This window comes from Paenarthrobacter aromaticivorans (assembly GCF_019038615.1).
Lineage (GTDB): Bacteria > Actinomycetota > Actinomycetes > Actinomycetales > Micrococcaceae > Arthrobacter > Arthrobacter aromaticivorans.
The window spans coordinates 603999-625509 of the sequence record NZ_JAHOPC010000001.1 but is presented as its reverse complement, the minus strand read 5'-3'; the positions used below and the strand labels follow the sequence as shown (position 1 = coordinate 625509).

General features: G+C 61.3%; 23 protein-coding genes. 8 read left to right on the top strand and 15 right to left on the bottom strand.

Annotated elements, in window-relative coordinates:
* Positions 1-17 precede the first annotated feature (17 nt).
* Entirely contained in the window at positions 18-884 is an 867-nt protein-coding gene (gene ku / locus KSW38_RS03010) for a non-homologous end joining protein Ku (protein ID WP_216922544.1), read from the top strand.
* Between the two features lie 90 nt (positions 885-974).
* On the opposite strand, the gene KSW38_RS03005 is transcribed toward ku, so the two are convergent.
* From KSW38_RS03005 to KSW38_RS02990, 4 genes are all read right to left on the bottom strand, one after another.
* Positions 975-1811: a carbohydrate ABC transporter permease gene (locus KSW38_RS03005; RefSeq protein WP_216922542.1), complete on the bottom strand. Its 837-nt coding sequence runs from the start codon at positions 1809-1811 to the stop codon at positions 975-977.
* Positions 1808-2779, bottom strand: coding sequence for a carbohydrate ABC transporter permease (locus tag KSW38_RS03000; RefSeq protein WP_216922540.1), 972 nt, complete (start codon positions 2777-2779; stop codon positions 1808-1810). The genes KSW38_RS03005 and KSW38_RS03000 overlap by 4 nt, the downstream gene beginning before the upstream one ends.
* 6 nt (positions 2780-2785) lie before the next feature.
* Positions 2786-4081, bottom strand: a complete 1296-nt coding sequence (locus KSW38_RS02995; RefSeq protein ID WP_308169277.1) for an ABC transporter substrate-binding protein — start codon at positions 4079-4081, stop codon at positions 2786-2788.
* 69 nt (positions 4082-4150) lie between these two features.
* Positions 4151-5368, bottom strand: coding sequence for an aminotransferase class V-fold PLP-dependent enzyme (locus KSW38_RS02990; protein WP_308169276.1), 1218 nt, complete (start codon positions 5366-5368; stop codon positions 4151-4153).
* 244 nt (positions 5369-5612) lie between these two features.
* On the opposite strand from KSW38_RS02990, the gene KSW38_RS02985 reads away from it, so the two are divergent.
* A complete protein-coding gene (locus KSW38_RS02985; RefSeq protein ID WP_254185974.1) occupies positions 5613-6305 on the top strand; it encodes a FadR/GntR family transcriptional regulator in 693 nt (230 codons plus the stop codon).
* 76 nt (positions 6306-6381) lie between these two features.
* On the opposite strand, the gene KSW38_RS02980 is transcribed toward KSW38_RS02985, so the two are convergent.
* Both KSW38_RS02980 and KSW38_RS02975 read right to left on the bottom strand, forming a co-directional pair.
* Entirely contained in the window at positions 6382-6648 is a 267-nt protein-coding gene (locus KSW38_RS02980) for a DUF7218 family protein (protein WP_216922532.1), read from the bottom strand.
* Positions 6649-6684: 36 nt separating this feature from the next.
* On the bottom strand, positions 6685-7203 hold the full coding sequence (locus KSW38_RS02975) for a DUF6328 family protein (protein WP_216922530.1): 519 nt from the start codon (positions 7201-7203) through the stop codon (positions 6685-6687).
* A gap of 115 nt (positions 7204-7318) precedes the next feature.
* Here KSW38_RS02975 and KSW38_RS02970 point away from each other — a divergent pair, with 115 nt between their 5' ends.
* Positions 7319-7585: a hypothetical protein gene (locus tag KSW38_RS02970; RefSeq protein WP_216922522.1), complete on the top strand. Its 267-nt coding sequence runs from the start codon at positions 7319-7321 to the stop codon at positions 7583-7585.
* Positions 7586-7764: 179 nt separating this feature from the next.
* On the opposite strand, the gene KSW38_RS02965 is transcribed toward KSW38_RS02970, so the two are convergent.
* The gene (locus KSW38_RS02965) at positions 7765-7935 is read right to left on the bottom strand and encodes a hypothetical protein (RefSeq protein WP_018778938.1); all 171 of its coding nucleotides are present in this window, start codon (positions 7933-7935) and stop codon (positions 7765-7767) included.
* Positions 7936-8238: 303 nt separating this feature from the next.
* On the opposite strand from KSW38_RS02965, the gene KSW38_RS02960 reads away from it, so the two are divergent.
* Both KSW38_RS02960 and KSW38_RS02955 read left to right on the top strand, forming a co-directional pair.
* Positions 8239-8718 (top strand): Dps family protein, encoded by a 480-nt coding sequence (locus KSW38_RS02960; RefSeq protein WP_216922520.1) that lies wholly within the window; start codon positions 8239-8241, stop codon positions 8716-8718.
* A 21-nt stretch (positions 8719-8739) separates the two neighbouring features.
* Entirely contained in the window at positions 8740-9696 is a 957-nt protein-coding gene (locus tag KSW38_RS02955) for a DNA topoisomerase IB (protein WP_216922518.1), read from the top strand.
* 164 nt (positions 9697-9860) lie between these two features.
* Here the strand turns inward: KSW38_RS02955 and KSW38_RS02950 are convergent, their stop codons facing one another.
* The 8 genes from KSW38_RS02950 to KSW38_RS02915 form a co-directional block, all read right to left on the bottom strand.
* Positions 9861-10520: a hypothetical protein gene (locus KSW38_RS02950; RefSeq protein WP_254185973.1), complete on the bottom strand. Its 660-nt coding sequence runs from the start codon at positions 10518-10520 to the stop codon at positions 9861-9863.
* A gap of 149 nt (positions 10521-10669) precedes the next feature.
* Complete coding sequence (locus tag KSW38_RS02945) at positions 10670-11359, bottom strand: helix-turn-helix domain-containing protein (RefSeq protein ID WP_216922516.1); 690 nt, start codon at positions 11357-11359, stop codon at positions 10670-10672.
* 126 nt (positions 11360-11485) lie between these two features.
* A complete protein-coding gene (locus KSW38_RS02940; RefSeq protein ID WP_216922514.1) occupies positions 11486-11764 on the bottom strand; it encodes an HPr family phosphocarrier protein in 279 nt (92 codons plus the stop codon).
* A gap of 35 nt (positions 11765-11799) precedes the next feature.
* The gene (gene ptsP / locus KSW38_RS02935; RefSeq protein WP_216922513.1) at positions 11800-13512 is read right to left on the bottom strand and encodes a phosphoenolpyruvate--protein phosphotransferase; all 1713 of its coding nucleotides are present in this window, start codon (positions 13510-13512) and stop codon (positions 11800-11802) included.
* Positions 13513-13586: 74 nt separating this feature from the next.
* Positions 13587-15641: a PTS fructose transporter subunit IIABC gene (locus tag KSW38_RS02930; RefSeq protein WP_216922510.1), complete on the bottom strand. Its 2055-nt coding sequence runs from the start codon at positions 15639-15641 to the stop codon at positions 13587-13589.
* A gap of 2 nt (positions 15642-15643) precedes the next feature.
* A complete protein-coding gene (locus KSW38_RS02925; protein WP_216922508.1) occupies positions 15644-16630 on the bottom strand; it encodes a 1-phosphofructokinase family hexose kinase in 987 nt (328 codons plus the stop codon).
* On the bottom strand, positions 16627-17418 hold the full coding sequence (locus KSW38_RS02920; protein ID WP_216922506.1) for a DeoR/GlpR family DNA-binding transcription regulator: 792 nt from the start codon (positions 17416-17418) through the stop codon (positions 16627-16629). Before KSW38_RS02920 ends, KSW38_RS02925 begins: the two co-directional genes overlap by 4 nt.
* Before the next feature lie 731 nt (positions 17419-18149).
* The gene (locus KSW38_RS02915; RefSeq protein ID WP_223947614.1) at positions 18150-18482 is read right to left on the bottom strand and encodes a hypothetical protein; all 333 of its coding nucleotides are present in this window, start codon (positions 18480-18482) and stop codon (positions 18150-18152) included.
* 270 nt (positions 18483-18752) lie between these two features.
* Between KSW38_RS02915 and KSW38_RS02910 the strand changes: the two genes are divergently transcribed.
* From KSW38_RS02910 to KSW38_RS02900, 3 genes are all read left to right on the top strand, one after another.
* Positions 18753-19547: a GAF and ANTAR domain-containing protein gene (locus tag KSW38_RS02910; RefSeq protein WP_216922502.1), complete on the top strand. Its 795-nt coding sequence runs from the start codon at positions 18753-18755 to the stop codon at positions 19545-19547.
* 268 nt (positions 19548-19815) lie between these two features.
* Positions 19816-20274, top strand: a complete 459-nt coding sequence (locus tag KSW38_RS02905; protein ID WP_216922500.1) for a hypothetical protein — start codon at positions 19816-19818, stop codon at positions 20272-20274.
* Between the two features lie 39 nt (positions 20275-20313).
* The gene (locus tag KSW38_RS02900) at positions 20314-21459 is read left to right on the top strand and encodes a glutamate--cysteine ligase 2 (protein WP_216922499.1); all 1146 of its coding nucleotides are present in this window, start codon (positions 20314-20316) and stop codon (positions 21457-21459) included.
* Positions 21460-21511: the final 52 nt, after the last annotated feature.

Sequence of the window (21511 nt, the reverse complement as noted above, 5' to 3'; positions counted from 1 at the left end):
TGCTGTTGACTGGGTGCATGAGGGCCATATGGAAGGGATCTATCGCGTTCGGTCTGGTCAACGTACCAGTGAAGCTTTACAGCGCCACGGAAGACCACGATATTGGCCTTCACCAAGTCCACAATAAGGACGGCGGACGCATCCGGTACCAGCGGAAATGTGAAATTTGCGGCGATGTTGTTGCTTACGAAGATATCGACAAGGCCTACGAAGAGGAAGGCCGCACAGTGGTCCTCACGGCGGCCGAATTGAAGTCCTTGCCGGAAGAGAACAGCCGCGAAATAGAGGTAGTGGAATTCATCCCTGCCGAGCAACTGGACCCGATCATGTACGAGCGCAGCTATTTCCTGGAGCCGGATTCCAAATCCCCCAAAGCCTATATGCTGCTGCGGCAGACACTTGAGGATACGGACAGAATTGCTATTGTCCAGTACGCGCTGCGGCAGAAGACGCGGCTCGGAGCCCTGCGAGTACGTGGGGACGTACTCCTTTTGCAGGCACTTCTCTGGGGCGATGAAGTCCGGGAGGCCAAGTTCCCCTCGCTTGAGACGGACATCAAGATCTCCGATAAGGAACTCGAAATGTCCTCCGCGCTGGTGGAATCCATGGCCCACGATTTCGACCCCGACGAATACACCGACGATTACCAGGTGCAGCTGCGCACGTTGATCGAGGCCAAGCTGGAAAAGGGGGAGGCGCTGGACACGGAAGCGACGTTCGGTGCCGTGGAAGGCGAAGGGGAAGGCGGCGACGTCATCGACCTCATGGAGGCTTTGAAACGAAGTCTGGACAAGAAACGCGGCAAGGAAAAAGCGGCCGACGACGACGCTGCCGCCAGCAAAACTACCAGCAAGCCAAAGGCGCGGGCCAAGAAAAAGGCGTGACCCGGCGTCGGGCTCCCAACTGGGTCGCATTTGTGCGCGTTCAGGGCGCCCTAAACGCGCACAAATGCGACCCAGTTGTGTGCGTGAGCCTCAGCCTTTGACTGAACCCGCCGTGAGTCCCTGGACGATGAACTTACTGGCGAAGGCGAAGATCACCAGTGTTGGAACCACCGTCAGAACCGCAGCAGCAGACATGGAACCCCAGTCAATGTTGAAGCTCGAGATAAAGCCGGCCAACGCCGTCGGAATGGTCTTATTGCTGTCGCTGTTCATCAGGGTCACGGACAAGAACAGCTCGTTCCAGCAATTGACGAAGTTGAAGACGAAACTCGCTGCAATGCCGGGCAGCATCACGGGAACAATGACCTTGAAGAGTGCACTCAGCCTGGAGCAGCCGTCAATCATGGCGGCTTCCTCCAACGCGTCAGGAACATTCTCGAAAAAGCCACGGAGCATGATGGTGCAGAACGGAATGCAGATCGCGATATAGATCAGGATCAGCCCTGTCTTGGAATCCACCAGTCCGAAGTCGGTCATCATGAGGTAGAGGGGACCCAGGGCAATAAATCCGGGAATCATCTGCGTCACAAGGAATGCCCCCAGCACGGCACCGCGTCCGGAGAAATGGAACCGCGCCAGAACGTAGGCGGAGAGCAGCGAAATCAGTGTTGCCACCGAGGCGGCCACCAGCGCCACCACCAGGCTGTTGAGCATGTACTGGCCGAAGTCGGACTTCGTGAAGAGCCCGATGTAGTTGTCCAGGGACAATTGCCGCGGCCAGTAATCCAGTGGCAGCGAATAGATCGCCCCCGGCTCCTTTAGGGACGTCACCACGATCCAGTACAACGGGAACACGGTGGCGACCAGGCACAACCCCAGGAAAATAACCTTGGAAATCCTGCCTGCGAGCGTCGGACTGTTGATCATTGGGCTCCCTTTCGAAAGCGGACAGCCATGAGATAGAAGGCAGCGAACAGCATCAGGGTGAGCACAACGATCAAGCCGAGCGCGGACGCCTTTCCGTAGTCACCCTCCTGCGTAATCTTGATCATGTACGTGGTGATTATGTGGGTTTGATCGGCCGGTCCACCGCCGGTCATGGCAAAGATGATGTCCGGAAAGTTGAAGATCCAGATCACTCGCAAAAGGATGGTAAGTGCCAAAGTAGTGGCGATGCTCGGCAGCGTGATACTGATGAACGTCCGTACCTTTCCGGCACCATCCAAGGCAGCGGCCTCGTACATTTCGTCGGACACCGACTGCAGGGCGGCGAGGATCATGATGGCAAAGAACGTTACGCCGTACCAGATGTTGGCAACGATGATGGCCGTCATGGCGAAGCCGGGATCGGACAGCCACGGAATGGGCGAGCTGATGAGCCCCGCCTTCATCAACAGGTCGTTGACCACGCCAAATTCGGCATTGAACATCCACCGGAAAAGCATGCCAATGAGAAAGCCGGACACGGCCCATGGGAAGAAGATCATGGCCTGGTAGGCTCCACGCATCCTGAACCGCCGCTTCAAGAACAGCGCCACCGCGAAACCGATCACCACTTGCGGAACAAGCGAGCCGATCACCCACACGACCGTGTTGCGGACGATTGTCCCGAATTCAGGGGCATCGAACAGGCTCTGGAAATTGGCTAAACCAACCCAGGATGTGTCCGAAAGGTCGTTCAGGTTCCAGTTCCGGAACGCCATCTGGCTGCCGGAGATCATGGGGTAGTACGTGAATACCCCTACAAACAAGGCGGCCGGTGCCAGGAAGGCCAGCAAGGTAAAAGCTGTCCGGGCGCTGAACCGTCGCTTGGACAGGGTGGCACTGCCCGGATCCGGCCGGATGGTCTTCCGGCCCGCTGGCGGGGGTGCGGCCCGCTTGACGTCGAGACTCACCGGAAGCTATCCCTTCATCTTTTCGGTCCAATACGTGTCCCAGCTTGCCAGCAGCTCGGCCGTGGACATCTGCCCCGTGAGCACCCGCTGCAGTTCGCCGTCGGACTTCTTGATCCACTCCGTCCACCAAGAGACACTGCGCGGCTGGATTGCGGAAACGTACGTATCCGGGTTCTCGGTCATCTTGACGTAGGCCGCCCAGGGACCGGTGCTGTAGAAGCTGTCCTGTGCTGCGGATTTGAGGATGGGGACCAGACTGTTGTCCTTGCTGAAGGTGGTGGCGGCGTCTCCCTGCGCCAAGTATTTGATGAGCTTGACTGCCTCCGGCTTGGATTTTGACGACTCCGCGATACCCCAGCCAGCGGAGGCCACCGGCTGCACTGCTTTGCCGCCCGGGCCCACCAGCAGGGGAGCAACGTTCCACTGGTCTTCCTTGATGGACTGCGATTCCTTGACCGTGGCGATGACCTCCGGGTCCTGCAGCAAGAAGGCCGTGGAGCCGTTGCTGAAGCCCTGGACCATCTCCGGGTAGCCCCACGCCACGGACGACGGTGGCGATCCCTTCTTGAAGAGGTCGATGTAAAGGTCCATCGCCTCCTGAGCTTTGGGGGAGGAGAAGATAGTTTTGCCACTGGTGAGCTTGAAGGCGTTCTCACGGTCGATCTCGTCAGCTACGTAGGCCTCAATGATGGCCACGGCGTTGGAGTTTGCATTGGTTCCCCCGCGGAACGCATATCCGAACTTGTTCTCCGATGGCTTGTTCAGGGCTTCGGCCTGTTCCGCCATCTCTGACCAGCTGTTGGGCGGACCGTCGAACCCGGCGTTCTTGACGAGGTCGGAGCGGTAGAACAGGGAAAGGCCGTAGAAACCGTAAGGGATGTAGTAGGTCTTGCCGTTCTGCTTTGAGTACGTGACCGCGTTTTCCGTCAGGTTGTTCCAGCCATCCCAGCCGTCCAGGTCCTTGGTCATGTCATAGAGCCAATTGTTGGCGCCGAAGGATCCCACCGTGATGTCACGCGCTTCCACGACGTCGATCCCCTTGCCGGACTGGAGCATCTGTTGGATCTTCTGATCAGCCTGATCTGTGGGAGGCGAAATGAGATCGACTTTGATGCCCGGGTTTTCGTGCTCGAAGCCCGAAATCAGCTTCTTCAGCGTTTCTGTCCTGGTTGGGTTGGTCAGGCTTTCCACCATCTTCAAGGTGACTTTGCCATCGGCAGCATTCTGGCCGCCGCCGCATCCGGCAAGTGCAAGAACAGCCGCCAGGCCTGCTGCCGCAGACGCCATTATTCTGGATTTCACGTGGGTCCTCCGTTGATTTGGTTGAGGTGGGCAATCCCTGCGTCGGCAGCGCGGCGCAGGTGGTGGTGTCTAGAGGGATCGGGCGAGCCGCACAAGTTCAGGTACGGCCTTCGCGGCGAAAACCTCGAAGTCCGTGGGCGAGTTATAGAGGTGGGCGGAAAGTCGCAGGAAGCCCTCACCGTTATGGGTGGTCACCGCTGTTTCGATGTCCAGCTCGTCCGAGATGAAAGCCCGAACGTTGTGCGAATCCTCGTGCGTCGTGGCAAGGCCCTGCGGCAAGCGGACCAAGCGCAGCGGCCCCACGGGCATGCCGACGTCTACTGTGTGGTCCTGCCCTGTGAAGTCCGCAAAGGCGCTGCCAATGAGGGACTCGCCATAGTCGCAGAGTGCGTTGGCATAGCTGCGGAAAGTTCCCCAGCTGTACCGTTGCGCGATGGTGTCGAACGACGTGCCGGCGGCCATCCAGGAGGTAACGTCCTGGGTTCCGACGTGATCGAAGTTCTCCGGGAAGCTGTGGGGAAAGCCCCACGAGTCAATGAGCGGGGTTAGCTTGTTGGCGTGTGGACCCCGGGCGACGAGGGCGGCCGTACCCCTCGGAGCGCAAGCAAACTTGTGGAGATTGCCAACCCAGAACCCGTCAAAGTCGGGAACGGGCGATTCCAGGATCCCTGGCGCATGCGCTCCGTCCACGAGCACGGGAATGCCCTTGGCCGATGCTGCCTCGGCGATGGCCTCTACGGGAAAAGCCCGAGCCGTTGCCGAGGTGATTTGGTCCACCACGATGAGGGCCGTCTTGTTGCTGACTTCTGCCATGACAAGGGCGATTGCGGTCACTGCATCCGCATCCAGCGGCACTTCCGCGATTCGGACCCGACCGCCGTATCTTCCGGCCACCCGGTAAGCCCCGTGCAGTACGGCTCCGTAGGCGTGGTTCGTCATCACGATTTCCGAGCCAGGTGCAAACTCCAGTGAGTTGTACACGGCACTGACCCCGGCGCTGGCGTTCTGGACGAGTGCCACATGCGCGGCGTCGACTCCGAGGAACGCGGCAACTTCCGTACGCGCTGCCGCCACCGCGTTGTACTGCCCCATGAACCACGTACAAGGGTTTGATTCCATGCGGACCTTGAGCTCCAGTTGGAATTCCTGCGCCGCACGGGGAACGGAGCCGTATGAGCCGTGATTCAGGTGGACCTTGGTGGGAGTGAGGCTCCAGTCGGAGGAGGAAGGCTCGCCGTCCGGGGTCATCATGGGACGGGGAGCGGTGAGGTTGCTGGCTGTGTACACAGGGGCCTTCTTGCTCGGAGAGGCGGGACTGTCTGTAAGTTACCTCACACGTGGCGTCAAGACAACAGACAACTTTCCAAAGTCATAAGATGACTTTTCCAAGATTGGCGAGAATTCGAGCAAACTAGCCGCTATACCTCGCAAGAGATAAGATGTCTTGCGATACGAAGTCTGACAAGATGTCATACCACTACCCACTTGCAAAGGTGCTGTAGCGTGTACCGAGTCTGGAGGAGGCGGCTAATTGAGTGCAGTTGAAACGGCCATGCAGGGCCTGCGAAACAAGATCGCCTCCGGCGAACTGCTGCCCGGGCAGAAATGCCCTCCCGAAGCGGAGCTGTGCGCCCAGCTTGGAGTCTCAAGGAGCTCTCTGCGGGAGGCTGTCCGCGCCATGTCAGCACTTGGAATCATGGAGTCGCGGCACGGTTCGGGGACCTATATCTCCTCTTTGGAACCCACCGTCATCCTTCAGAACTTCGCGCTGCTGGTGGACTTGCTTCCCTTGGATGGCCTTTTGGAGCTCTTCGAAATCCGACGATTGATGGAGTCGCACGCCGCGTCCGCAGCTGCCGCAAATGCAACACCTGCCGCCTTGGCTACCATGAAGGCGCTGGTGGCCGGCATGGAAGGCACGGACGACCCTTCCGAATATTCTGAACTGGATTCGCAGTTCCACGAGGAAATCTGCAGGGCAAGCGGTAACGCCACTCTGGCCGGCTTGGTGCGCCTTTTCCGTTCGCGTGGTGGCCACTTCCATATTTTCGACGGCGACGAGGGCACCACTGTGCGTGAAGGGAGCACGGCCGGCCACGCTGCGATTGTGGAGGCGATTGCCCAGCGAAACCCCACTTTGGCTGCGACTGCGATGGCGGCACACATTGCGCAGACTGAAACCTGGCTCAAAAGGTTAAGGCCCGTCCCGCGGCTCACCGACTAATGCGGCTCAGCGGCTAATTAGCGAAGCGGCGTCGGCCGGTGATGATGAACGGCCGACGCGGTTTTCTTTATGAATATCAGTGGTTCCGCAACATCGAAATGATCTCGGACTTCTTCTTGCCGGAGTAGCCCTTGATTCCGAGTTCCTTGGCGCGGGACTTCAGTTTGTCCACAGTCCAGTCGTCGTAGTCTCCGGACTTGCCTCCCTTGCGGCCTACTTCCTTGCGCCCCTGCTTGGCCGCAGCATTTGAAATGCGGGCCGCTTTCTCCTTGGAGGCCCCTTCGTCGCGGAGTTCTTCATATAGCTTCGGGTCCTTCAGACTCGAATTCTTCTTTCCAGGCATGGCGCGCTTCCTTTCTCGTATTGATGTCAGTTTTGCTCACGGTGCATTTCCACTCTTGCCGTTCCCGTTTTGCAGGGCCCGCCGTTGCAGCCAGATGGGCATGCCCACAACGAGGAGCAGCAGGACCAGGATGATGAAACTACCGGCAATCACGGCTGCTGTTCGGCCGGCGGTGACATCGAAGACCAGGGTGGCCGAACCCACAATCAGGATGGCTACGCCTCCCAAAGCCCATTTGGTGATGGCGTCGGCGCTGGAGACGAGAGTGGCTTTGAGCCCCCGACGGAAAAGGCGGCGATGCACGCTGACCGGAAGAAGGATCAAAGCGGTTGTCAGGGCCGCTGCCATGACATTGAAGAGGTAGAGGCCGCGCTGCCAATCGTCCAAGTGCTCAAAGCGCGCCTGGAAGGGCAGGGTCAGCAGGAAGCCGCCCAGGATCTGCACGCCGGTCTGGAGCACCCGCAGTTCCTGGATCAGCTCCATCCAGTTGCGGTCCATCCGTTCTTCAACGGATTCGTTCCTGCCGGTCCTGGGAACCTGCTCCGGCTCTATCATCCGTACACCTCCAGATAGCTATTGGTGGACGCTGACACTACACCGGACTACGGTCGAACTGTCAGCATTCCTCGAACAATTTTCGGGGCCTCAAAGGATTTCCAAGGAGGAAGAAGTGAGTCAGGACGAACACCGCGTTGACCCGGAAGACGCTGCCGGCGGCTATGGCACACCAACGCCGGAGCAGGAACTGCCCGGACAGGGATCGGAGCGAGAAACACCCGAACGGCCATCGCCGGGAACGCCTGCCGGACCGGGGGAACCACCTGAGGGCAGCCCCACTCCGGAGGACCCGGATACTTCTCCCGTTCCGGAATCGCCGGACGAATTCCCTACTCCGCGGGATCCTGACGCGGCACCTCCTCCCACGACTGGCGACTAAAGCGCCTGTTTGGGCGGGGGTATCCGGTGCCGGATGTGGCTGTCCGGGTGCCGGATGCGCCGGAGGACTGCCCCTGCCTACAGTTCCACTGCGGTGGGACAGTCCTCACGTTCCGCGGTATTCATCGGCAGGCCGACCATAGTACTTGGCCGGTGCGGGTCATTGTCGCGGTGCGTGCCCTATACCGTATGTCCCCTGCGGCCGGACATGAAGCTGAGCAACCAGCCGATAGCTGCGATAACGAGGAGGACCACGCCTACCCACAGCAGCCAGTTCAGGGCCTGCGAGAAGCCGCCCACCAACAGAAGGACAATTGCAACTACACCAGCAATGATCAGAAGCGTGTTCATGGTCAGCACATTCCTTTCTGGGGGAATCCGCAAAGAATCTTTTGGATTCCTGACTATGCATTCCTATTTACTTCTACGGGTACTTGGGAGCGTTCCACCGCCTCCGAGTACCTTTTATCGCTACCACTTCCGGTCCCCACCATGGGGTGGAGTTCGCCAGATGTGAACAGCAACACTCTTCATTGTACTACTAAGCATCCTTATGAAAGAGTTATTGAAGTCGCCACTTGATGATTGACCCACATCGAAGGAATTCGACACCAGGGTTTTTCGCTTGCACCGACCGTCCAAGGAGAGGAAAACATGAAAGCGTCACAACAGCTTGCAGACAACCTTCAAATCGTCCTGACTGACCTGATCGAGCTACAGCTCCAGGGCAAGCAGGCGCACTGGAACATCGTCGGTCCGAATTTCCGTGACCTTCACCTCCAGTTGGACGAACTCGTTGCCGCCACCCGTAAATTCGCGGACGACACCGCGGAGCGGATGAGGGCCCTTCACGCGCTCCCCGATGGCCGGAGCGGGACCATCTCGGCTGGCACGCGCCTTGAAGAATTCCCGGGCGGTCTGGTCAACACCAAGAACGCCGTCAAGCTGGTGACCGAGCGTGTGGAGAGGGCCGTCCAGACGATGCGGGATGTCCATGACGAGGTGGACGAAGAAGACCCCACAACAGCGGATCTTCTGCACGAATTCATCGCCCGCCTGGAGCAGCTCGTATGGATGATCAACGCCGAAATCATGGGCGCGGGAGCCGCGGTCACGGATCCCGACGAAGCCTAGCCCTGGACTCGATTACTGAAAATGCCAAGGCTTCGGCGAAGCGACCTTTCCAAGCCCGGCATTGAACGGCGCAGGTCAGGTAAAGGCTTCAGCTACAGGTATCCCGACGGGAGCCTGGTAGGCCAAGAGGATCGCCAGCGCATTAATGCGCTGGCGATCCCGCCTGCGTGGACCGAGGTGTGGATCAGTCCCGACAGCAATGGGCACATTCAGGCCACGGGGGTGGACGCTGCGGGTCGAAGCCAATACATGTACCACCCCCGATGGCGCGAACGTAAAGACACCGAGAAGTTCCAGCGGGCCGCGGAATTGGGCTCGGTGCTCCCTGCCGTTCGCAGGGCTGTCACGCTGCACTTGAAAGACACCTCGGATCCCCGGCAGCAGACCCTGGCCGCAGCCGTGCGTCTCATGGATCTCGGCGCTCTCCGCGTGGGCTCTGAAAGCTATATGCGTCAGAACGGCTCCTATGGACTCACCACGCTCAGGTGCCGGCACGCGCGAATCAAGGACAACGCCGTAGGCCTGAAGTTCCCTGGCAAGAGCGGGCAGTGGTGGGACATCTCCATCCAGGATCCCGCGCTGGCAGCTTTCCTGGGGCCGCTGGCGCGCCGGCCAGGCAAGGAACGGCTGCTGGCCTACCAATCCGATGGTTCATGGGTTTCGATAGATGCTGCCATGATCAACGAGTATCTGCGCGGAATCGCCGGAGCCGCCTACACCTCCAAGGATTTCCGTACCTGGAAGGGGACCTCGGCGGCGGCCCTGTCCTTGTTGAAGTCCGAAGGCTCCATGACGCGGCCCCAGGCTTTGGTGAAGGCCATGAAGGACGCCGCCCAACTGCTGGGCAACACCCCCACCGTGGCGCGTACCTCCTATGTGGACCCCAGGATCGTGGAGGCCTACCTGTCCGGGGAATTGCAGGCCGTGAATCCCACCGAGGCCTCGCTTGCAGCCTTCCTCATTGGGAAGCAGAGCTAGATCTTCACCAGGCTCATGAAGATGGCTGCCGGGCGGGCGCGGAGCCGACGCGGCTTGCGATGGTGGCGGTACGTTCAGAGCCTACCTGGGAGAACTGGAAGCCGGGGGTCGGCCACTGAAGGCGGCCCGCCTTGAGTGGTTTTTGCCTCCCTGGCGCGTGTTGATCAACGTCTGTTGAATCGGTTTGCCGGCGGCACTTGAAGGTTTGCGGACAGGATACGCAGCGCGTCTTGCGCCAGGGTTTGGACTGAGGGCTCCAGCAATTGCCAGGACCGGTGGCCCGGGTCTTCCAGGACTTTATGCAGCGCCAGAACCCGGGACTTGTCGCTGCCCTTCATTTCCTTGGCGGTGGCCAACGGGTTGTTGATGCTGGCGCACAGGACGACGGCGTCATCCAAATGCCGGTCCTTGTCGCGGGAGTCCTCCCGGTAAGCCGCGCCTTTCATGACCAGGGCGCCCAGCACGTTGGGGATGCTGATGAGGACGGGATCGTCGTCGTCGACGTTCAGCCGACAGTTGACCGTGCGCTGCAGCGCCTGCGTGCCGCCGGATACCTGGAACGGTTTGCGGCCGCCGATCGTCGGCACTTTTTCTGTAGGCATTTGGTCGGCAATCATGACGTCGATCTGCTCCTTGTCGCGGACAAAGCGGTGGGCCGGGGCGTCATGGTCGATGGATTTCTGTAGCGTATAGCCGAGTGTCGACAGGACGGCGATTACCGACGCCGTCGTTGCCGCCCCGGTTTCAACGTGCAGCACAATGTCAACGTCCGCGGTGGGTCGGGAGGCGGCCAGCCCAGCTGCGGCGGAGTGAAGCTGGACCATGAGACCACCTACGAGTGTCCATTGAGTGGAGGGTAGTGCCCTGGCCAGTTCAACACACTGCGGCCACGGCGTGCCCCAGCCACCCAGGTGGAACGGGGATGTCCCAGACTGGCCGGCCAGAGGCCATGACCACTTCCGTCAGGTCAGGTTCAGCCATGGAGCAGCTTGTCGATGACGCGCTGGCCAGCGGTGCGTTCCCGGGTGGCCAGGGAGCCCATGAGGTCCACAGCGATGGCGGCCACGGGTACGCGTCCTTCAGTGAACGGTTCCTCCAACCCGACTTCGTGGATTATGGCGTTGCCGTCTGCGTCTTCAACCAGTCCGAAGGCATTGGCGAGGGACCGGGCATCCCCACTCATAACATAGCCTTCCGCGATCCCGCTACCTCCTGACAGGCCGAAGGTTTCCGCGGTGGATCTGTCCCGCATGGCAGAGGCGCCGCTGGCAATAAGGTGATCGTTCAGCCGGTCCACGTCCTCCCGCGTGGCGCGGTACCGGATGGTGTGGTCTTTGTGCCGCGCGAGGGAACAGACGGCGTTTGCGTCCAGTGTACGGAGACGGCTTTTGAGGCGGGACTTCTCGGACGCGGATACCCAGTTGGGGTCTTGGCCGGAGAGCAGTGCTAACGCCGCCCATGCTGTTTTCGCTGTCCAGGGCCTACCCCTGCGGGTACCCGTGATAGCCAGACGTTCGACCGATGAGGGCTCGATCAGGATAGTCTTGCCTGCCGTTCCCGCAGGCATCAGCTGGCCCGAATCAATCAGTCGGTGGATGGACATCTTGCTTCGACCCAGGCGTTCGGCAGCCTCAGCAACCGTCAGCTCACGCCTCTTCCTCATGGACTAACCGTTACATGTGTAACTAATAGTGTCAATACGCTAATAGTTACACATGTAACGGTATCTGCACGTCTCGTCTACAGCTAGCCCCGCGAGAGCGGCTAAGAGCGCTCCCTTCAAATGGTCTTACTCGGCGTCGTGGTCCGTTTCGAGGATCTTCACCAGGCTGTCCAGGGCTGCTTCTGCGCCTTCGCCTTCGGCGCGCAGCACTACGACGTCGCCGTGGGAGGCGCCCAGGCTCATGAGGGACAGGATGCTCGCTGCGTCCATGGCGTCATTGGCCGGCTCGCCTTCACGGGCGATCGTGACCTCGAGGTCAAGGTCTCCTGCGGCTTCAGCGAAGATGGCTGCCGGACGGGCGTGGAGGCCGACGCGGCTTGCGATGGTGGCGGTACGTTCAGGCATTGGTGCTCCTTTGATGTGGGTGGTTGTGGGGAAGTCTAGAGGCCGAGCTCGTTCAGGATGGGTAGCTGGGCCCGGACCGCGCTGCGTGCCGCGGCTGCGTTGGGGGCCGCCAGGGCGGTCGCTGCGAGTTGTTGCGCCTGGGCAACAGTCACCGTGGCAAGTACGGTGGCGACGGCGGCAAGCGCCCGGGCGCTCATTGACAGCGTTGCCACGCCAAGTCCAACGAGTACGACGGCGAGGGCCGGGTCCGCTGCTGCCTCACCGCAGACGCCTACCGGCTTTGCGGTGCCGGTTTCGCCGCTGACCTGGGCGGCGCCGTCGGCCGTTAGCTTGACCAGCTGCAGAACTGCCGGCTGCCACGGATCGTTCAGGGTGGCCAGCGGCCCAAGCTGGCGGTCTGCTGCCATGGCGTACTGGGTGAGGTCATTGGTGCCCAGGGAGGCGAAACTGACTTCGCGCAAAACTGTGGCGGCGGTGAGCGCTGCCGACGGGACTTCCACCATGACGCCCGGGGTTTTGAGCCCGGCGGCGGCGCAAAGTGTGGCAAACCGCGCGGCCTCGTCCGCCGTCGAGATCATGGGCGCCATGACCCAGACCTCGGCGTTGTTGGCTGCTTCGGCGGCGGCAATGGCCTCGAGCTGCCGTTCGAGGACACCGGGGGACGTGAGGTCCGTGCGGTAGCCGCGGACACCGAGAGCGGGGTTCGGTTCGTCGGCATTGGTGAGGAACGGCAGGGGCTTGTCCGCGCCCGCGTCCAGGGTCCTGACCACAACTTTCTTACCCGGGAAGGCTGCAAAGACCGCCCCGTAGGCCGCGATCTGTTCCTCCACCGAGGGTTCGTCGTCCCGATCCAGGAAGCAGAATTCCGTGCGCAGAAGTCCAACGCCCTCGGCGCCGGCGTCGGCCGCTTTGACCGCATCCGCGCCAGTGCCAACGTTTGCCAACAACGGCACCCGGAAACCGTCTGCCATGGTGTTGTTCCCGCTGAAGGCCGTCAGCGTGGAAGCCTGTGTGGCCCACGCTTTGGCAGCCAACCGCAGGTCTTCATCGGGCTCAACGGTGATGGTGCCTGCGGCGCCATCCACATAAACCTCAGTGCCGTCCGCAATCTCGTCTACGCCTGGAGCAGCGACTACGGCGGGCAGGCCAAGAGCGCGGGCAAGGATGGCTGTGTGCGACTGAGGTCCGCCGCTGGAGGTAATCAGCGCGACCACCTTGGAGGGGTCCAGCGTTGCAGTATCAGCAGGCGCCAGGTCCTCAGCCGCCAGGATGAAGGGGACATCAGAGGCGGGAATCCCAGGTGCGGGCAGGCCCCTAAGCTCAGACACGATGCGTGCCCGGACATCGAGGACGTCCGCCACGCGCTCGGCCATGTACCCGCCCAGGCCTTTGAGGGTCTCAGCCACCGTTCCGCCAGCCTCCCAGATTGCACGTTCAGCAGTCCGTGCACCGCCTGGAGCCTCGGGAGACAACAGCTTGATGGCCGATTTCACCAGCATGGGGTCGGCGGCCATCAAAGCCGTTGCTTCCAGGACTTCCTTGCCTTCTCCGTTGGCCGTAGCCGCACGGGCCCTCAGTTCCGCCTGGACCGCTTTGGCAGCGTCCTTGATGCGCTGCCCCTGCGATTCAACCGTGACGTCGGCAGGAATGTTGACGTTCGCGTGCGGTTCCTGGACCGGTTTCGGCATCTGCTTTACCGGTGCCAGGACGCGCCCGGGAGCTACGCCTACGCCTGAGAAGGTCTGCATGTATCTGGTCCTCTGATTGCTTGGGTGCTGTTGGGCTGACGGGTATCTGCCGGCGCTTATACGCCTGCTGGGACTTACACGCCTGCTGGGACGGGAACTGCCTCGGCCTCAACCGGCTTGCGGACAGCCCAGCGCTTGAGGGCAATCACCAGGAGGGCGGTGATGACCACACCGACAGCGATCGACAGGAAGAACAGCAGGAAATTGTCGATTGCGAAGAACACGAAGATGCCACCATGCGGAGCCTTGGACGTGACCGCAAATGCCATGGACAGGGCACCGGTTACGGCACCGCCCACCATGCTGGCAGGGATGACGCGGAGCGGGTCAGCAGCGGCGAACGGGATGGCGCCCTCGGAAATGAACGATGCACCCAGAAGCCATGCGGCCTTTCCGTTTTCACGTTCAGCCAAGGAGAACAGCTTCTTGTCCAGCACAGTCGCCAGAGCCATGGCGAGGGGCGGAACCATGCCCGCTGCCATCACTGCGGCCATGATCTGCCACGGTGCCTGGTTTGCCACGGTGGCGGTACCGAGACCGGCAACTGCGAACGAGTAGGCAACCTTGTTGACAGGGCCACCGAGGTCGAAGCACATCATCAGGCCAAGGATGACGCCGAGGACGATTGCGCCAGCGCCGGTCAGGCCCGAAAGGCCGGTGTTGAGTGCCTTGGTCAGTGCCACGATCGGTGCGCCGAGGATCAGGAACATCAGGCCGGAGGCCACCAGGGAGGCGAGCAACGGAATAATGACCACAGGCATCAGGCCACGCAGCCAGCGGGGAACATCGAGCTTGCCGATCTGGAAGGCGATGTAGCCGGCCAGCAGACCACCAACAATGGCTCCCAGGAAGCCTGCACCCATGAACCCGGATACAGCGCCGGCAACAAAGCCGGGGGCAATGCCGGGACGGTCAGCGATGGCGTAGGCGATGTAGCCGGCCAGAGCGGGAACCAGGAATCCGAGGGACAGCGCGCCGATCTTGAACAGCACGGCACCGATGTAGGCGCCCAGCGGACCCCAGGCGTTGTTCGGGAACTCGGTGGGCAGGTTGAAGATGTTGTTCTCAACCAGCATCTTGTCGGCGAAGCCCGTGATCTCGTAACCGCCAAGCAGGAAGCCAATGGCAATCAACAGGCCGCCACCGGCTACGAACGGGATCATGTACGAAACACCCGTGAGGAGTGCGCGCTTCAGCTTCTGGCCGATGTGCTCACCCTTTTCCTCAGCAGCACGCTCGGCCTGCTCTTCGGCACCAAAGTGCGGGACGCGGCGTGCGTGCGGGTCATCCGCAGCAGCCAACGCTTCCTGGACCATCTTGGTGGGTTCATCAATGCCTCGCTTGACCGGAGCGTTGATGACCGGCTTTCCGGCGAAGCGCTCCTTGCCACGGACGTCCACGTCGACAGCGAAAATCACTGCGTCGGCAGCGGCGATGATGGCCGGATCCAGCGGCTTGGCGCCGGAGGAACCCTGGGTCTCAACCTGGAGGTCGACGCCCATTTCCTGGGCTGCGGCAACCAGCGAGTCAGCCGCCATGTAGGTATGGGCGATGCCAGTGGGGCACGCGGTCACAGCGACGATGCGCTTGGGTCCGGCAGCCGCCGTCGTGGTCGATGCGGCAGTAGCTCCAGCGGCAGCGGGTGCCGCTGCAGGTTCGGCGGCCGCGGCGGCCGGCTTGTCAGCCAAGGCTCCATCCACGAGGTCCACGATGTCCTGCTCAGTGGCTGCGGCGCGCAGCGCTGCCGTGAAGTCCTTTTTGATGAGGGAGCGGGCCAGCTTGGAGAGCAGCTTCAGGTGCTCCTGGTCAGCGCCGTCCGGGGCTGCGATGAAGAAGATGAGGTCAGCCGGGCCGTCCTTGGCGCCGAAGTCCACCTTGTGGGACAGACGGGCCATGGCAAGGGCGGGCTCGGTGACTGCGGCCGAGCGGCAGTGCGGAATCGCTATGCCGCCGGGGACGCCGGTAGCGGTCTTCTGCTCGCGGGCGAAGGCATCCGTGAAGAGCCCTTCAACCTCGGAAGCACGGCCAGCAGCGGCGACTTTGCCGGCCAGGACGCGGATGACGTCGGCAGGGGAGTCGCCCAGGTTCTGGTCGAGGGTGACCAATTGGGGTGTTATCAGCTGAGTCACTGTTAGTCCTTCTGGAGGGCCGTGATGGTTACGGCGTTGGGGGTTGTCTGGTGGACTGCAGGGACAGTGGAGCCCGGCAGCGAAGCAGCAGCGGCACCATGTGCCACGGCCTGACGAAGGCAGTCCTGGGCGGAACCGCCTTGGATAGCAGCCAGCAAGTAGCCGGCCAGTGCAGAATCCCCGGCACCCACCGTGCTGACGGCCTGGATGGGAGGATGCGTGGCAAGCCACGCCCCATCAGCCGTCACCAGGATTGCGCCCTTGGATCCGAGTGTTGCCAGAACGGCGCCCACACCGCTTTCGACGACGGCGGCAGCAGCTTGGGCGGCTCTTGCCGGGTCTGCTTCCAGTTCGTCAGCGGTTGAGACGATGGTGAAACCGGCAGCGGCAGCGAGCTCTGCGAGCTCTTCCGCGTTGGGCTTGAGGAGATCGGGTTTTCCTGCAGCATCGCCTTTCAAAGCTGCCGCAAGCGGAGCCCCGGAAGAGTCGATGGCGATGCCGGGGATGGCCGACCCATCAGTGTTCGACCGGAGGCGACGAGCGATTGTGGCGTAGAAATCCGCAGGCACTCCTGGTGGGAGCGAACCGGCGAGAACCACCCAGCTGGCGCCACGGGAGCGCTCCAGCAACAGCCCGATCAGGGCTTCCTGCTGTTCGTCGCTCAGCTCCGGGCCGGGTTCGTTGATCTTGGTCGTGACGCCATCCGGTTCGGTGAGGGTGACGTTGCTGCGTAGCGCCTGACCGATGGGTAGGGCAGCGAACGGCACACCGGCGTCGTGCAGTCCGGAAAGTACCGGATCCGAGTCAGCGCCCGGAAGGACGGCTAGTGTTTCCAGGCCCGAGGCCACCAGGGCGCGGGAAACGTTGACGCCTTTTCCGCCCGACTCCTGGTGGACGGCGACAGCGCGCTGTACCCCGCCGCGGGCGAGAGGTGCCGTAAGTTCGACTGTGCGGTCCAGGCTTGGATTGGCCGTCAGTGTGACGATCATGCGATCACCACGTCAACGCCGGCGTCGGCCAAGGCTGCGCTGAGTTCAGCGGAGGGTTCACTGTCTGTAATCAAAGTGTCAACATCCTTCAGGGTGGCGAACTGGACCAATGTCTCGGCGTCCAGCTTGGAAGAATCGGCCAATGCCACAACGCGGCGGGCTGACTTGACGAAGGCGGCTTTTACCGCGGCTTCTTCAGGATCGGGCGTGCTTAGCCCGAAGGTGGGGTGGATGCCGTTTGCGCCGACGAAGGCGATGTCCGGACGAAGCTTGAAGGCGGCCTCCACCGTGGACTGTCCCACCGCGGCCTGGGTCAGACCGCGGACGCGGCCCCCCAGGATTTGGAGGGCGATGCCGGCTGTGGAGGAGAGTTTGCCCGCGATGGGAATGGCGTGGGTGATGACCACGAGCTCTTCGTTGCCGTTGGCTGCGGGTGTGCGCTGGGCGAGCAGGTCTGCCAGGGTTTCCGTTGTGGAGCCGGCGTCCAGCAGGATGCTCCCCGTGGTGAGTTCCGGAATCAGGGCGAGTGCGGCAGTTGCGATGCGGTGTTTCTCCGATTGGCGCTGGATGGCGCGCTCAAGGATGCTTTCCTCGCGGGTGCTCAAGCGGTCCGAAGGGACGGCCCCACCATGAACGCGGCGCAGGCTCCCCGAAACTTCGAGAGCTGCGAGATCACGGCGGATGGTCTCCGTGGTGATGCTGAAACGGTCGGCGAGGTCGGTGACGCTCACCCGTCCGCGCTCGGCGACGAGTGCGGAGATCAGTTGTTGGCGCTCTTCAGCGAACACTTACCCTCCATTGCGGTAAAGCCATTTGTTAGTGCAGCCGCATCAGTGACTGCTGTCACAACGATGTGGAATTGCTTGACTCTATCTTTGTTTGTGTTGGCAAGTCAATAGAAATCAACATAAACAAAGATTGCATGTGGTGGGATGCTCGGCTCGCGGGTGCCTTCGGGGCGCGCCAAAGGGCATGCCGCACTCCCTGTAGTGCGACATGCCCTTGCATCGGATCCTGACTGGGGGATTTGCCGGGATCCGGTCTATGGGGGTGGAAACCTCCTAAAGAGGCGGTTGTCCAGACGGTTGTCCAGGACCCGGCGGCGCCGGGGGTGACGGCACGGTTGGCCCCGGCGTTGGGTCTGGGACCGGGGGAGGCCCTGGTTCCGGAAGGGGAACGGGCTCCGGTGTGGGTCCCGGTTCCCTGGTGGGATCGGGATGTGAAGGGTCCGGCGGGAAGTCACTCAAGGTCAAACGCCCCGTAGGTGGGTGGCACGCCGATGAAGCTCGCGCGCGACACTCGGGGAGTACCTGTTGATATCCCACCCGGAGGCGGGGTAATCGATCGGAAGATTGTCTGGGTCCGGCGGATCCGGAAGCTTGTGCTTTCTAACCGGCCTGTGATCAGTCCCGGTAACTGGAGACTCGTCCTTCTTTGAATCGGTCTGCATGTTTTCCCTTCCTGTTCCTCTACCTCTGTTAAAACTTGCTTCGTTGCTGATGGCGCGTGATTACTGCATCTAGTCCGGGATTTCCATGCGGAAGCCGCACGGGCAGCGGAGGATGCGGGTATTGATGATGACCTCGTACATGCGTAGTTGGCCCCCAGGCTTCAGGACAAGCGGGGCCTGGATCCGCCGTAGCTCGCAGCTACTGGTCCTCATGGGTTCCCCGCAGTGCAAGTACTGGCCCCCGAACTGCAGTATTCCCTGGGAAACCCCGGGGCGGTTCAGGACGACGGCCACCCTTTGTACCGTGGCGGTCTGGTCATAGGAGTAGTTGCAGGCGTGGCATTCGTAGGCCACATCTACCGTGTTCGGGGTGGGAGGGTAATGCGATTGGATCGAATCCACCACCAAATGTTGGTCGGTATTGCAGCGTGTACACCATAGGGGTTCGTCTGGTTGGTGGGCTTCGTCGGGAACTCTGGACTCGGGCTGGGCCGACATGGGATTTACCTCTGCATTGTTAATGCGGGGTGCCCGTCTGCATGAGCTGTAAAGCCTGTCCGACGATGCGGACTCTAGCTAGATTGTGCACATAGGAGCACCGCAGATGCAAGGTTTTCGGTGCTTGTTCTTCAGGGGGTGACGAGTTGGCTCCGGACGATCGTAAACTGAATCATGGACGAAATGCGCGTTGATTTTGCGGTGCCGGACGATGTCCCAACGGCGCCGGATATTGCCCCATCGCCTGACGACGTTTCGGTGCCTGAACAACTTCAGGACTTGGTGATCGACAGCGATGATGTAGCGGGATTCCTGCACGATCTTGCCGTCTTCTCCGCGGCCTCCGTTTCCGAAACTGTAGGCCTGGACGTCCTGTGCGGCATCACTTTGAGCAGGCGACGCCGCTCTGCCACTGTGGCCGGAAGTACCCATGAAGCGAGGCTGATCGATGAAGTTCAGCAAGCTTACGGTGATGGCCCGTGCCTGGAGGCCATGCGCAGCCATACCACAGTGCATGTACCCGATACTTCCACCGAGGAAAGATGGTCCGAGTACTGCACCGTCATCGCGGAACGCGGGCACCTTTCAGCCCTTTGCGTCCCGCTGGAGTTGGATGAGGGGGCAACTGCAGCCCTGAACTTCTTTGCCCCGAAGGCCCATGTCTACGACGAAGAGACAATCCGGAATTGTGAGCTGTACGCCAGCCAGGCCGAGCGTTCGCTGAGGCTGGCCGTGAGGATTGGCGTTAAGCAGCAGCATGCTGACGACCTCCAGACGGCAATGCAGTCGAGGACAGTGATTGACTTGGCCTGCGGCATCATTATGGGCCAAAACCGCTGTAGCCAGGATGAGGCCTTCAAGATCCTTACCAAGGCTTCCAATGGCCGCAACCAAAAACTTAGGGATGTGGCTGAGCAGCTCATCAAGGCTGTGGCGGAGCAAGCTCCGGTGGCCCACTTTGAGCCGTAGGAGGCTGCGGCGGACCTTGCACACTTGTGACGCCCGCCACTAATGAACTACATTCATAGGTGGGTTAAGCAGATAGCCCTTGGAGACTCATGACCTGAAGCCATCCAAGATGGTACAAGAACTGCACCTCAAGCTGTGGCCACAATCGGCCGGCTCGCCGCGTGCATCCATGCAGGCCTCCTCGAGGAGCAATCAGCTTCTCCCGACGCGATTCAATATGTTGTCGGAACCCACCTCGCGGTGGATACGTGCATAAAGGAGAATGGCAATGACGCTTGGATCCCCTATTCCCGCCCCTAAACCCATGGTTGGGGCGAAACCCGCAACTTTTGACACCGCCACACGGCCTTGGTGCACAGTTTGCGATACTGACTCGTACATTTTCGTTGAGACCGTTGTAGAAGCAGAGCCGAACCAGTCCGAAATCGTTGAAGTCAGCTACACCTGCAGTGAGTGCGATACGTTTTACGCCCACCCCGTGCCCCTTGCTGAACTAGTACCGGAGATCCAAACCGAATTCCTGTCTACGTCCGCAGCCGGACTGTGGTTCAGCTGCACGCACTGTGGCGAGCCCATGACGTTGGGACGCCCCTCGGAGAGCATCATCGAGCCACCCCGGAGCACCGACGACTTGGGCGGCCCGAGCCTGTTCGAGGTCTACCTGCAAACGCAGGTGCTTCATTGCCGCTGCGGTTTCCAGATGGAGGTTCCGCGCCACGTGGGGTAACCACGGCCTCTAATTTCATTACTGCGGGGGAGGGTAGCTATGCGCACGTTTGGCGTCGAAGAAGAGTTGCTGATCGCAGATCCTGTTGACGGGATGCCGCTTCCGCTTGCGGCCGGCATTCTGGACCTGGCTGCCCAACCCCACATGAACACGGCAAGTTATCCGGAAGCCGGGGATTCCCTCAAGTCCGAGTTCAAACAGGAACAGATTGAGGTGAATTCCCGGCCTTGCCGGACGGCAGCGGAGCTTCGCGACGAGATCCGCCTTGGACGGGCATTGGCCGACTCGGCTGCGCGGACCTTGGGAGCCAGGGTGGCAGCCTTGGCCACGCCCCCGGAATTCCACGCGACGCCCACCCTGGGCAATCAACGCTATGCAACCATGGGAACCGAGTTTGGCCTTATCTCGCGCGAGCAGCTCACGTGCGGATTCCACGTGCACGTGGCCATCGAATCGCCGGATGAAGGCGCGGGCGTCCTGGACAGGATGCGCCAATGGCTGCCTGTGCTCCTTGCCTTGAGTGCCAATTCTCCATTTTGGATGGGCTCCGACACAGGCTTTGCCAGTTACCGGACCCAAATTTGGAACAGGTGGCCCACGGCCGGGCCTATGGATGTCTTCGGCTCGGCGGAGGGCTATCGTGAGGTGCTGGGGCATCTTCTAGGCACTGGCGTCCCCTTGGACGAGGGCATGATTTACTTCGATGCCCGCCTTTCCAGAGGCCATCCCACCGTTGAACTCCGCATCGCCGACGTCTGCCTGTACGCCGAAGACGCACTCACCATCGCCGTGATTGCCCGGGCTTTGGTGGAGACTGCGGCGACACAATGGCGGCAGGGGGAGCCGCCGTCAGACGCTTTGACGAGCCTGTTGCGCATGGCCAACTGGCGGTCCAGCCGCTTTGGCATCAACGATCAACTGATTCACCCAATGGACCACCGGCCATATCCTGCTGCGGATGTGGCGGGGGCCTTGTTGAGGCACGTTCGCGGGGCGCTGACTCAGTCCGGGGACCTGGCACTCGCACGGTCCGGCGTGGCGAAGATCCTGCGTCGTGGCACGGGTGAACGTCTCCAACGTCAGGCTTACAGCCGGCGGCTTAGGCTCTCCGATGTCGTTTCTGCTGCCATCGCCTCGACCCATGAGTACGGCGAACGCTCAAGCGCTGGCCTGTTGAGCCACTAATTGGTGGCTGAGGTACTCACATTCCGTGGAAAGCACGACGGCGGCAGGCCGG

Excerpts from the sequence above, each read along its gene's own strand:
- ku (WP_216922544.1), top strand. The coding sequence starts at position 18 with ATGAGGGCCATATGGAAGGGATCTATCGCGTTCGGTCTGGTCAACGTA.
- KSW38_RS03005 (WP_216922542.1), bottom strand. The coding sequence starts at position 1,811 with ATGATCAACAGTCCGACGCTCGCAGGCAGGATTTCCAAGGTTATTTTC.
- KSW38_RS02980 (WP_216922532.1), bottom strand. The coding sequence starts at position 6,648 with ATGCCTGGAAAGAAGAATTCGAGTCTGAAGGACCCGAAGCTATATGAA.
- KSW38_RS02975 (WP_216922530.1), bottom strand. The coding sequence starts at position 7,203 with ATGATAGAGCCGGAGCAGGTTCCCAGGACCGGCAGGAACGAATCCGTT.
- KSW38_RS02965 (WP_018778938.1), bottom strand. The coding sequence starts at position 7,935 with ATGAACACGCTTCTGATCATTGCTGGTGTAGTTGCAATTGTCCTTCTG.
- KSW38_RS02960 (WP_216922520.1), top strand. The coding sequence starts at position 8,239 with ATGAAAGCGTCACAACAGCTTGCAGACAACCTTCAAATCGTCCTGACT.
- KSW38_RS02955 (WP_216922518.1), top strand. The coding sequence starts at position 8,740 with ATGCCAAGGCTTCGGCGAAGCGACCTTTCCAAGCCCGGCATTGAACGG.
- KSW38_RS02950 (WP_254185973.1), bottom strand. The coding sequence starts at position 10,520 with ATGGTCCAGCTTCACTCCGCCGCAGCTGGGCTGGCCGCCTCCCGACCC.
- KSW38_RS02945 (WP_216922516.1), bottom strand. The coding sequence starts at position 11,359 with ATGAGGAAGAGGCGTGAGCTGACGGTTGCTGAGGCTGCCGAACGCCTG.
- KSW38_RS02940 (WP_216922514.1), bottom strand. The coding sequence starts at position 11,764 with ATGCCTGAACGTACCGCCACCATCGCAAGCCGCGTCGGCCTCCACGCC.
- ptsP (WP_216922513.1), bottom strand. The coding sequence starts at position 13,512 with ATGCAGACCTTCTCAGGCGTAGGCGTAGCTCCCGGGCGCGTCCTGGCA.
- KSW38_RS02925 (WP_216922508.1), bottom strand. The coding sequence starts at position 16,630 with ATGATCGTCACACTGACGGCCAATCCAAGCCTGGACCGCACAGTCGAA.
- KSW38_RS02910 (WP_216922502.1), top strand. The coding sequence starts at position 18,753 with ATGGACGAAATGCGCGTTGATTTTGCGGTGCCGGACGATGTCCCAACG.
- KSW38_RS02905 (WP_216922500.1), top strand. The coding sequence starts at position 19,816 with ATGACGCTTGGATCCCCTATTCCCGCCCCTAAACCCATGGTTGGGGCG.
- KSW38_RS02900 (WP_216922499.1), top strand. The coding sequence starts at position 20,314 with ATGCGCACGTTTGGCGTCGAAGAAGAGTTGCTGATCGCAGATCCTGTT.